Here is a 9962-nt window from a genome sequence, read left to right on the forward strand (position 1 = left end):
CAATTGTCAGTCCCGACAATTGACAGGGGTGACGCCATTGCTAGGCTTCGGCCGTGAACCAAGATCCGGCCACTGACCCCTCCACGGCCGCGCCCGACACCGAGCCGGAGCCGGAGCACGGTCTGCGCGAGCGGAAGAAGGAGCGGACCCGCAAGCTGTTGCGCGAGGGCGCCGCCGCGCTGTTCGCCGAGCACGGCTTCGCGGGCACCACGGTCGCGGACATCGCCGCCTGCGCGAACGTGTCCGAGCGGACCTTCTTCCGCTACTTCGAGAGCAAGGAAGCCCTGCTCCTGCCCGACAGCGTCGACCTGTTCGCGTACGTCGAGGCCGAACTGGCCCGGCGCCCGCCGCAAGAGGAGCCGCTCGATGCGGTCTGCAACGCCCTGATCTCCGCGGTGGCCCCGTTCGCGGCGTCCAGCCTCACCGCCCTGACCCACTCCGTGGCCATCGCGGGCGACGAGCGCGTGGTGGCCGCCCAACTCGTCCAGCTCTTCGCCGATTTCGAGAACCGGCTCACGCTCATCGTGCTGGACCGGCTCCCCGCCGACACCCCCGAGGCCGACCTGCGCGCCGGGGTGATCGCGGGCGCCGCCCTGTCCGCCGTCCGCGCCGTCCTGCGCACCCAGCGCCGGCGCCGCGCGAACGGCACCCTCACCGTGACCCCGCCCTCCGCGCTCCTGCTGGAGGCCTTCGGAATGCTGAAGCAGATCGGATCCACCGCGCCATGAAGCTCCGACGCACCCCCGTCCTCGTCACCGCCGCCGCGGCCGTCGCCCTCGCCGGCGTCTTCGTGGCCGACGCCGTCGTCGAACACACCGCCCAGGACCGCATCGCACGGGCTGCGGGCTGCCGTCTCCAGGCCCGCGGACCCGTCACCGCCGAGCTCTCCGGGACCTTCGCCGGACTCCGCGCGCTGACCGGCCGACTGGGCTCCGTACATCTGGCGGCCGAGGGCGTGCGCCGCGCCGACACCGACATGGACATCAGGGCCGACCTGTACGACGTCACCCGCGACGGCGGCATCAGCGGCGGCCGGGCGACGGCCACCATCCCCTACGAGGCCCTGCAGAAGCGCCTGGCCGACTCGGGGGAAGCCGCGGCGGACACCGACGGGCTGACGGTGGGCGGCGACGCGAAGGGGCTCACCCTCACCGGGAACGTGGGACGCCTCGGCCTCCCCGTCACCGTGCACGCGAGCACCAGCGCCACGGCGACCGGCCTCACGATCACCCCGACGACGGTCACCGTGCTGGGCCGTGAGCTGCCGATAGCCACCGTGAGCGGACTGCCCGGCGCGGCCGGCCTGGCCGAGCGGCTCGCACCCCGGACCGTGGACGTCGGCGAGCTGCCCGAAGGGGTCAGCCTCACCGGGGCCCGGGCCACCGGCGCGGGCCTCACCCTGGACGCCTCCCTCGCGAAGTCCGTCACATCGGAGACCGACGAGAAGGACTGCAAGGCGGTATAGACCACCCTCCTCACCTTCCGGTTCACAAACGCCCGAATTGACCCCAACTCATTCACATTGCGACTCGATCTCCTTCCACGACGGAGGCGGCACGGCCACCGCGCCGAACCTCGCGACCGCCGAGCAGCCGGGTACCACCTGGACCAAGACGGTCACCCTGCGCGGGATCATGCCCGCGGCCGTCTCCCCCAGCTCGGTGGACAACACCGCCGACCTCACCTGCAAGGTCATCTACAAGGGCAAGGTCATCAAGGAGGCCAAGGGCGAAGCGGCCACGGCCGGCGGCTGCGTCGCGGTGTCCCCGATCACCGCCCAGTAAGCCCTGAGTGGACGCCCCCGGAGTCGACGAGACCTGGGACGAGGCCTAATCGGCTCGCGAGCGGCGCCCACGGACGGAGAGGATGGCGCGGACCCGTCCGCCGTTCGAAGGAACTCCGATGAGCAGCCCGCCGTACGCCCGATCCGCCCATGCCTCCCTGGACGGGCTGGTGATGGGCGATGCCTTCGGCGACAGCTGGTTCACGCTCTCCGGCGAGAACGTCGAGGAGCAGTGGGCGGCTCGCACGCTCAGGCCCACGCCGTGGCGGTGGACGGACGACTCCGCCATGGCGTTCGTGCTCTTCGCCCACCTGGCGGCCCACGGAGAGGTCCGGCCGGGCGTTCTGGCGCGGGAGTTCGCCGCCGAGTACGCGCGGGATCCGGGGCGCAAGTACGGGGCGTCCATGCACGAGGTGCTGGGGCGGATCGGCGCGGGCGAGGACTGGCGGGGCGTCACCACCGAGCAGTTCGGCGGGCAGGGTTCCTTCGGCAACGGCGCCGCGATGCGGGTCGCCCCGCTCGGCGCCTGGTTCCGGGGCGACCCGAAGGAAGCCGCCGCGCAGGCCCGGCTGTCCGCGCAGGCCACGCACGCCCACCCGGAGGCCGCCGCGAGCGCCGTCGCCGTGGCGGTGGCCGCCGCACTGGCGGCGGCGAGTGCGGGCGGGGACGTTCCGTGCCGCGCCGAGTTCCTCCGGGAGGTCGCCGGGTACGTACCGGGGAGCGATGTCGGGTCCGGGCTGCGGGTGGCCGCAGACCTCCCCGCGGGTACGTCGGCGGGCCGTGCCGCGTCCGTACTGGGCTCGGGGTGGCGGATCTCGGCCCCGGACACCGTGCCGTTCGCCCTGTGGTCCGCCGCGGGGCACATGGACGACCTGCCGGAGGCCTTGTGGCAGACCGTCGGCGGCTGGGGCGACCGCGACACCACGTGCGCGATCACGGGCGGGGTCGTCGCGGCCCGCACCGGCACCGGCGGCGTTCCGGCCGACTGGCTCGCCGTCCGCGAGGCCGTTGCGGCGTGGAGCGGGTGGACGCCCGAGCGGTCGGCTCCCCGATCACTATCCGGATGATCATGTGACTACTAGGCTGCGGCGATGGACCGTGAACGCGTAGCCGCCGTACCCGGGAGCAATCATTACGACAGCTTCGCCGAGGCCTACTCGGCGGAGAACGAGAACAGCCTCGTGAACGCCTACTACGAGCGACCCGCGATGCTGGCCCTCGCCGGAGAGGTGGCCGGCCGTCGGATCCTGGACGCCGGTTGCGGCTCGGGCCCCCTGACCGCTGCCCTGCGCGACCGCGGTGCGGTCGTCACCGGCGTCGACGCCAGCGCCGGGATGCTGGCGCTGGCAAGGCGGCGGCTGGGTGAGGACGCGGCCCTGCACGTGGTCGACCTCCGCGACCGCCTGCCGTTCGCCGACGGTGCGTTCGACGATGTGGTCGCCTCGCTGGTGCTGCACTACCTGGAGGACTGGGGACCGACGCTGGCCGAGTTGCGGCGCGTGCTCAGGCCCGGCGGCCGGCTGATCGCGTCGGTGGACCACCCGTTCGTCGCCTACACGATCCAGGATCCCCGGCCCGACTACTTCGCGAGCAGCAGCTATGCCTTCGACTGGACGTTCGGCGGGACGTCCGTTCCGATGAAGTTCTGGCGCAAGCCCCTGCACGCGATGGCCGATGCCTTCACCACCGCCGGATTCAGGCTCTCCGTCATCAGCGAACCGCAGCCCGACCCGGCTGCCCGTGAGCTGTTCCCCGACGGCTTCCGCGACCTTTCGAGCAAGACCTGCTTCCTGTTCTTCGTCGTAGAGGTACCGCTGTCCGCTGCGGTGCGCTGACATATCGCTGCCGTATCGGAAACCGCATACGCCGCCGCAACGGCCCACCGTCTCCCCTGGGGATATGAACCACCACCACACCGCATCCCCGTCGCCGCAGCCCCGCCGCCGCACGCGCAGGGTCGTGCTCCTCGTCCTGGCGGCCCTCGGCCTGGCGGGCGCCCTGTACGCCGTGCGGGGGCCGCTCATGATGTCCGCCCCGAGGTGCATGGCCGGGCAGTGGCACGGCTGCTTGGACACGTTCAACGGCGTGGTGCTCATGACCCTCGTCACCCTGCCCTTGGCCGTGCTGGTGGCGTGGGCCCTGGCCCGCCGTCGGCGCGCAGCCGGCGGCGTCGGCACCGGATCGGCCTGGCGGATGTCACTGGCCGAGGTCGGCATGGTGCACGGGACGCTGCCGTTCGTGTGGATGACGATGATGCCGGGCTCCGGAGCCGGGATCGTCCCCGGCCGGTTCAGCCTGGTACCGCTACGGGACCTGCTCGTGATGGGGCCGCTCGGGATCGCCGGCAACCTGCTCGTCTTCGCCTCGCTGGGGTTCTTCGCCCCCATGCGGTGGGCGGCGCTCGCCTCCGTGCCGCGGATCCTGGCCCTCGGGGCGGGCTGCTCGGTCCTGGTCGAAACCGCGCAGTACGTCCTGCGACTGGACCGGGTGTCCTCCGTGGACGACGTCCTGGTCAACGCGACCGGCGCCGCCCTGGCCGCGCTGGCCTCGCCCCGCTGGTGGCGCACCGCGGCGCCGGAGCCGTCGGACCGGCCCGGCCCCGCGCTGGTACCGGCCGGCTGACTCGCGTACCCGCTGCGCACGTTGCATACGGCGGCGATATGTCCTGGTGTCTAGGCTTCGGGCATGCGCGTACTGATCGTCGAGGACGAGCCCTACCTGGCCGAGGCCGTCCGCGACGGTCTGCGGCTGGAGGCGATCGCCGCCGACATCGCCGGCGACGGCGACTCCGCCCTGGAACTGCTCGGCGTCAACTCCTACGACCTCGCGATCCTCGACCGCGACATCCCCGGCCCCTCCGGTGACGAGGTCGCCCGCCGCATCGTCGCCTCCGGCAGCGGCATCCCGATCCTCATGCTCACCGCTGCCGACCGGATCGACGACAAGGCCTCCGGGTTCGGACTCGGCGCCGACGACTACCTCACCAAACCGTTCGAGCTGCGGGAGCTCGTCCTGCGGCTGCGGGCGCTCGACCGCAGGCGCGCGTACGCCCGGCCGCCGGTCCGCGAGATCGCGGGCCTGCGGCTCGACCCCTTCCGCCGGGAGGTCTTCCGGGACGGCAGCTACGTGGCACTGACCCGCAAGCAGTTCGCCGTGCTGGAAGTCCTCGTCGCCGCCGAGGGCGGGGTCGTCAGCGCCGAGGACCTGCTGGAACGGGCCTGGGACGAGAACACCGACCCCTTCACCAACGCCGTGCGCATCACCGTCTCCGCCCTGCGCAAGCGGCTCGGCGAACCGTGGATCATCGCCACGGTCCCCGGAGTCGGCTACCGGATCGACACCCGGCCCGATGCCGGACACGAGGACACGAACCGGCGAGCAGCCCGTGGATAGGGCACCCGGGTTGAGCGTTCGCGCCAAACTCACCCTCAGCTACGCCGGATTCCTCATGGTCGCCGGCGTCCTGCTGCTCGCCGCGGTATGGCTGTTCCTCCTGCGGTACGTCCCCGACCGGGCGCTCATCGTCTCCGCCGACAAGCCCATCCATGACGTCTTTCCGATCCGGTCCAACCTCCTGCGCGTCTTCGCGCCGAGGGCGGCCGCGGTACTGGCGTTCCTGCTGGTGCTCGGCCTCGTGGGAGGGTGGGTCCTCGCCGGCCGGATGCTCGCCCCCCTCAACCGGATCACGGATGCGGCGCGGACGGCCGGAGACCGGTCGTTGTCCCACCGGATCCGCATGCGGGGCCGCCAGGACGAATTCCGTGAACTCTCCGACGCTTTCGACTCCATGCTCGAGCAGCTGGAGTCCCACGTGGCCGAGCAGCAGAGGTTCGCCGCGAACGCCTCCCACGAGCTGCGCACCCCCCTGGCCATCTCGCGGACGCTCCTCGACGTCGCCCGCAGGGACCCGACGCGGGACCGGGGCGAGCTCATCGAACGCCTGCACGCCGTCAACGCGCGGGCGATCGACCTCACCGAGGCGCTCCTGCTGCTCAGCCACGGCGACCGCGCGGACTTCACCCGCGAGGGCGTCGACCTCTCGCTCCTCGCCGAGGAAGCGGCCGAAACCCTGCTTCCCCTCGCCGAGCAGCGCCGGATCACCCTCGACGTCACCGGCGGGGCGGCCCGGACCGACGGCTCCGCGGAGCTCCTGCTGCGGATGGTGACGAACCTCGTCCAGAACGCCGTCGTCCACAACCTCCCCACCGGCGGGACCGTGACGGTCCACACGGAGGAGCACGGCGACACCAGCGTGCTGCGGGTGGAGAACACGGGCCCCCGGCTCCCACCGGAACTGCTCCCGACGCTCACCGAACCCTTCCGGCGCGGGGCGGACCGCGTACGCACCGACGAGCACGCCGGTGTCGGCCTCGGCCTGGCGATCGTGCACAGCATCGTCCGCGCCCACGCCGGAACCCTGGACCTCGCCCCCGGCCCCGCCGGTGGCCTCCTGGTCACGGTCCGCCTCCCCGGCACCCGGTAGGCAACGCCCGTACGCGGGACGGCCACTGCACTAGCGCAGGCGTACGAGCTTCGCGCCGAGGGACGGGGCCGACAGGTCCGTCTGGAGTGCCACCGGGACCGTCTGGGCGCCCGGCCCGGTGCCGATGGTCAGGACCCCGATCTCGGTGCCGGCCCGCGCCTCCTCGGGGAGCCCCTTCTCTCCTACGGCCGGCGTCAGTTCGAGCTGCTGGCCCGGCACGGCTACGACGGCCGCGTCCCGGGTGGCGACCACCGGGGTCCGGGTACCGAGCCCGTCGTCCACGTAGCCGACGACCTGGCCCTTCTTGACCGCGCCGGCCGAAGTCAGTGCCTCACGGACGGCCTCGATGACCTTCTTGCTGTTCCGCTTGACCAGTTTCAGGCTGTTGGCGCCGTCGGGGTCGGCGCCGGTGACGTGCTGGTCGAGCATCGTGCCGAGGATCATCGGGGTCTTGTCGCCCACCGTCTTGTACGCCGCCCACATCAGCGCGCCGCCGGCCGCCGAACTGGAGCCGGTCTTGATGCCCTTGACGCTGAGTCCGGCGATGAGCAGGTCGTCGTTGTTGTTGATGAGCTTGTCCGGCAGCCCCGGTACGGTGGCGTTGGGAAGGTGGACGATCGCCCGGAAGGCGTCGAACTTCATGACCTCCTCTGCCAGTTTCAGCTGGTCGACGGCGGTGCTCACGGTCTTGGCGTCGAGCCCGCTCGGGTCGGTGTACGTGGTGGAGGTCATGCCGAGCGCCTTGGCCTCGGCGTTCATCTTCTCCACGAACGCGGCCTCGGAGTCGCTTCCGGTGTCCCAACGGGCCAGCAGGCGAGCGATGTTGTTGCCCGAGGGGATCATCAGCATCTTCAGCATGTTCTGCTGGGAGAAGCGCGTACCGGCCGTCAGACCCGGGATGCGCGATTCGCTCACCGAGGTGCCGTCCGCGACGGCCTTGGCGTCGATCTCGATCTGCGGGCCGTCCTCGTCCTTCTTCAGCGGGTGGTTCTTGAGGATCACGTAGGCCGTCATGACCTTGGCGACGCTGGCCGTCGGCACGGGCTTCTGCTCCCCGAACGTGCCGACGTCGCCCGCGCCGCCGATCCGTACGGCGGCCTGGCCCTTCTCCGGCCAGGGCACGTCGAAACGCCCGTCGAGGGTGACGGAGGACGCGGCGCCCCCACGGGTGAGGACGGCGTCGGGCAGCGGCCGCAGCGCCTGTACGACGGCCAGTACGGCGACCAGCAGGAGCAGCGGCGGCACCCAGATCCGCACCCGCCGGGCCACGGTCCGACCGGGGGTCGCGGGCGGCGGCGGGGTGTTGGTGAGCTGCGCGAGCAGATCGAGCGCGGGCAACGGCTGCTCGGTGGTCCCCTCGGGGGCGGGCAAGGGGGAGGGGGACGGGAAGGGGGACGGGAAGGGGGCGAGCGCCTGGGTGGGGGCGGCCCCTGGCGCGGGAGCCCTTCCCGAGGCGGGAGCCGCTACCGGAGCCGCCGCGGTTCCCGACCCGGTAGCCGTTCCCGAAACCGACGCGGAGTCTGAGGCCGGGGCGGTTACCGGAGCAGTCGGGAGGGCTCCCGGAGCCTGGACAGGCGCCGGTCCCTGAACCGGGACGGCACCCGGAGCCGGCACGGTTCCCGGAGCCGGGGCGGGTCGTACCGGTACCGGCGCGGGCCTTGGCGCTGCCACCGCCCCTGACGCCCATGCCGGCACCGAAGGCGAGGGGGCCTCGTCCAGCGGCTTGAGCGCGATGAACGTGCTCGTCCTCTCGGAGTCCGACTCAGGAGGGACCCCGGTACCTGTACCGGTACCGGCTGCCGTCATCGCGTCCGGCACCGGGCCGGAACCCGGACCGGACTCCGCCTCCGCCTCCGGCCGCGACAGCGGGCCGGGAGCGGGCAAGCCCCGAGAAGCCCCCTCCTCAACGACTCGCGGATCCGATCCGGACTCCCGCACCGGCCACGACACGCGACCCGAGACGGGCACGGCCCCGGACCCAGACACAGGCTCGGCCTCGCCCCCGGCTGCACGCGCAGGCGCAGGCATGGCCTCTGCCTCGGCTGCACGCGCAGACGCAGACGCAGGCATTGCCTTCGCCTCGGCCCCAGGCTCCGACTCGGTAGCGGACGCAGCCTCAGGATCGGCATTCGGCGCCGGCTCGGACGCGGTCTCGCGCTCGCCCCCGGTCACGGTCTCATCCGCGGGCACGGCCTCCGACGTGGGCACGGGCTCCTGGTCGGACGCAGCCTCGGGCCCGCCGCCAGACGCGGGCTCGGAAGCGGACGAAGGCGCGGGCACTGCCCTGACCGGTGGGATGGGCTCGGGCCCGGACGCGGCCTCAGCTGCGGGTCCAGCCCCGGCCGGGGGCTTGGGTATCGCCGGAGGCGCGGACACGGGGGATGACGAAGTCGTGCGCGCCGCCCGGGGCGTTGGTGCCGGCTCGGACAGGGGCTCGGGCGCGGGATCCGGCTCGGAAGTGGTCGCAGGCGCGGCGTCGGGCGCGGTCGGCGACCCGGGAGCCGCCCTCGGAGCGGGCACGTTGCGCGGCTCCGGACCCGGCCGGGGCGCGGGTGCGGGGTCGGGTGTGGGCTGCTGGGCGGGGGGCGGTGTGTGTGCGCCGGGCGTCCTCGCCGGGTGCTCGTCCTTCGTCGCGCCGGGCGTCTCGCCCTCCACCGGTACCGCCGTCATGCCGTACACCGCCTTGCTCTTGCCGTTCTGGATCACCAGCCAGTCTCCGTGCCTCATATGCGCAGGTGATGCGCACTGGATGACCAGTTGGTCACAATCCGTCCGGCGCGGCCCGGGTGGGCACCCGTAGTCAAACGATCATCAAACGATCACGCCTCCATCATGAGCGCCCCGAAGAATCACCCTCTCCCCCACGCAAGGCACCACCAGGAACCGGACACCGCTCATGAGCCCCACCACCCCCGGCCCCCCGGCTCCGTCGAGGCGACGTCTGCTCGCCGGCGGCAGCGCCCTGTTCCTCACGACGACCGCCGGCTCCCTGTTGGCCGCCCGGTCCGGCGGCTCCGGACGGCCCGGCGACCAGCGCGACCCGGGGGCGGGACCGCCCGCGGCCTCGCCCACCGTCCCTCCCGCGTCCGGATGGATGCCCGGGGTGTCGAAGATCCCCCTGGAGCGCAACTTCGTTCCCGGCGACCGCGATGCGCAGCGCGGGCTCGTGCTCCATGTCCAGGAGGGCGAGGGCTCCTTGTACGAGCGGTTCAACACCCCCGGGATCAAGACCTCCTCGCACTTCTGGGTCTCCCGGGACGGGGAGACGGAGCAGTACGTGTCCGTCCTGGACCGGGCCTGGGCTCAGGTGGAGGGCAACGGGTCGTGGGCCTCGGTCGAGACCTCCGGTTTCGCGACCCGGTCGCTCACCGAGGCGCAGGTCGACGCCGTCGCCCGCATCTACGCCTGGGGCGCCGGCTCGCACGGCTGGCCGCCGGCCGTCAGCGAACGCCCGGACCAACCGGGTCTGGGGGTGCACGCCATGGGCGGCGCCGCATGGGGCGGGCACGAATGCCCCGGCACCCTCCGGTCCGGCCAGCGCGCGGAGATCATGCGTCGGGCGCGCGAGAGGCTGCCCGGTGTGGAGTGAGCCGGCCCGGGGGGGAGGAGAAGGGCCGCGGACAGGAGGGGGCGGGGGGAGGGACCCGCACCCCGACCCCGGAACTCAATCCCCAACCCCCGCAATACCCCCCCCCC

10 protein-coding genes are annotated in these 9962 nt (G+C 72.7%); 9 read left to right on the forward strand and 1 reads right to left on the reverse strand.

What is annotated here, in order from left to right:
- The first annotated feature begins 53 nt into the window (after nt 1-53).
- From ACFWBW_RS20630 to ACFWBW_RS20665, 8 genes are all read left to right on the forward strand, one after another.
- Entirely contained in the window at nt 54-728 is a 675-nt protein-coding gene (locus ACFWBW_RS20630; protein ID WP_385374444.1) for a TetR/AcrR family transcriptional regulator, read from the forward strand.
- A complete protein-coding gene (locus ACFWBW_RS20635; protein WP_385374445.1) occupies nt 725-1465 on the forward strand; it encodes a DUF2993 domain-containing protein in 741 nt (246 codons plus the stop codon). Before ACFWBW_RS20630 ends, ACFWBW_RS20635 begins: the two co-directional genes overlap by 4 nt.
- A gap of 37 nt (nt 1466-1502) precedes the next feature.
- Nucleotides 1503-1784 (forward strand): hypothetical protein, encoded by a 282-nt coding sequence (locus tag ACFWBW_RS20640; RefSeq protein WP_385374447.1) that lies wholly within the window; start codon nt 1503-1505, stop codon nt 1782-1784.
- 118 nt (nt 1785-1902) lie between these two features.
- A complete protein-coding gene (locus ACFWBW_RS20645; protein WP_385374448.1) occupies nt 1903-2850 on the forward strand; it encodes an ADP-ribosylglycohydrolase family protein in 948 nt (315 codons plus the stop codon).
- A gap of 24 nt (nt 2851-2874) precedes the next feature.
- The gene (locus ACFWBW_RS20650) at nt 2875-3618 is read left to right on the forward strand and encodes a class I SAM-dependent methyltransferase (RefSeq protein ID WP_385374450.1); all 744 of its coding nucleotides are present in this window, start codon (nt 2875-2877) and stop codon (nt 3616-3618) included.
- Between the two features lie 64 nt (nt 3619-3682).
- The gene (locus ACFWBW_RS20655) at nt 3683-4405 is read left to right on the forward strand and encodes a VanZ family protein (protein ID WP_385374451.1); all 723 of its coding nucleotides are present in this window, start codon (nt 3683-3685) and stop codon (nt 4403-4405) included.
- A 63-nt stretch (nt 4406-4468) separates the two neighbouring features.
- Entirely contained in the window at nt 4469-5176 is a 708-nt protein-coding gene (locus ACFWBW_RS20660) for a response regulator transcription factor (RefSeq protein WP_385374453.1), read from the forward strand.
- Complete coding sequence (locus tag ACFWBW_RS20665; RefSeq protein WP_385374455.1) at nt 5169-6266, forward strand: sensor histidine kinase; 1098 nt, start codon at nt 5169-5171, stop codon at nt 6264-6266. Before ACFWBW_RS20660 ends, ACFWBW_RS20665 begins: the two co-directional genes overlap by 8 nt.
- Before the next feature lie 30 nt (nt 6267-6296).
- Here the strand turns inward: ACFWBW_RS20665 and ACFWBW_RS20670 are convergent, their stop codons facing one another.
- On the reverse strand, nt 6297-7637 hold the full coding sequence (locus tag ACFWBW_RS20670; protein ID WP_385374457.1) for a D-alanyl-D-alanine carboxypeptidase family protein: 1341 nt from the start codon (nt 7635-7637) through the stop codon (nt 6297-6299).
- A 1525-nt stretch (nt 7638-9162) separates the two neighbouring features.
- Between ACFWBW_RS20670 and ACFWBW_RS20675 the strand changes: the two genes are divergently transcribed.
- Complete coding sequence (locus ACFWBW_RS20675) at nt 9163-9855, forward strand: N-acetylmuramoyl-L-alanine amidase (protein ID WP_385374459.1); 693 nt, start codon at nt 9163-9165, stop codon at nt 9853-9855.
- Nucleotides 9856-9962 lie beyond the last annotated feature (107 nt).

This window comes from Streptomyces sp. NPDC059957, from assembly GCF_042730015.1.
Classification (GTDB): domain Bacteria; phylum Actinomycetota; class Actinomycetes; order Streptomycetales; family Streptomycetaceae; genus Streptomyces.

Excerpts from the sequence above, each read along its gene's own strand:
- ACFWBW_RS20635 (WP_385374445.1), top strand. The coding sequence starts at position 725 with ATGAAGCTCCGACGCACCCCCGTCCTCGTCACCGCCGCCGCGGCCGTC.
- ACFWBW_RS20645 (WP_385374448.1), top strand. The coding sequence starts at position 1,903 with ATGAGCAGCCCGCCGTACGCCCGATCCGCCCATGCCTCCCTGGACGGG.
- ACFWBW_RS20650 (WP_385374450.1), top strand. The coding sequence starts at position 2,875 with ATGGACCGTGAACGCGTAGCCGCCGTACCCGGGAGCAATCATTACGAC.
- ACFWBW_RS20655 (WP_385374451.1), top strand. The coding sequence starts at position 3,683 with ATGAACCACCACCACACCGCATCCCCGTCGCCGCAGCCCCGCCGCCGC.
- ACFWBW_RS20660 (WP_385374453.1), top strand. The coding sequence starts at position 4,469 with ATGCGCGTACTGATCGTCGAGGACGAGCCCTACCTGGCCGAGGCCGTC.
- ACFWBW_RS20675 (WP_385374459.1), top strand. The coding sequence starts at position 9,163 with ATGAGCCCCACCACCCCCGGCCCCCCGGCTCCGTCGAGGCGACGTCTG.